This is a genomic window from Mesorhizobium sp. M1E.F.Ca.ET.041.01.1.1, from assembly GCF_003997355.1.
Taxonomy (GTDB): domain Bacteria; phylum Pseudomonadota; class Alphaproteobacteria; order Rhizobiales; family Rhizobiaceae; genus Mesorhizobium.
In genome coordinates this window covers 1-726 of record NZ_RZSL01001161.1, presented here as the reverse complement: position 1 = coordinate 726, position 726 = coordinate 1, and the positions used below count along the sequence as shown (strand labels likewise).

General features: G+C 63.5%; 1 pseudogene. It reads left to right on the top strand.

Annotation, left to right across the window (positions count from 1 at the left end):
* Positions 1-726, top strand: a pseudogene (locus EOA38_RS38100) (DNA polymerase III subunit alpha); the annotation flags it as partial.

Below are 726 nucleotides of genomic sequence, written 5' to 3'. Positions count from 1 at the left end.
GTGCTGCGCGACGTCGGCCGCGTGCTGCAGATGCCTTACGGCCAGGTCGACAAGCTTTCCAAGATGGTGCCGCAGAACCCGGCCAATCCGGTCAAGCTGGCGGATGCCATCGCCAACGAGCCGCGTTTCGCCGAGGAGGCGGAGAAGGAGCCGATCGTCCAGACGCTGCTCGACACGGCGCAGAAGCTCGAAGGCCTCTACCGTCACGCCTCGACGCACGCCGCGGGCATCGTCATCGGCGACCGGCCGCTGTCGGAACTGGTGCCGATGTACCGCGATCCGCGCTCTGACATGCCGGTCACCCAGTTCAACATGAAATATGTCGAGCAGGCCGGGCTGGTGAAGTTCGACTTCCTCGGCCTGAAGACGCTGACCGTGCTGGAAACGGCGGTGAAGCTCATCCGCCGGCGCGGCGTCGACATCGATCTTGCCCGCATTCCGCTCGACGACAAGGACACCTATTCGATGCTGTCGCGCGGCGAGGTGGTCGGTGTGTTCCAGGTTGAAAGTGCGGGCATGCGCAAGGCGCTGATCGGCATGCGGCCGGACTGCATCGAGGACATCATCGCGTTGGTCGCGCTCTACCGCCCTGGTCCGATGGAGAACATCCCGACCTACAACGCCAGAAAGCACGGCGAAGAGGAGATGGCCTCGATCCACCCCAAGATCGACCATCTGGTGAAGGAGACGCAAGGCGTCATCGTCTACCAGGAACAGGTGATGCAG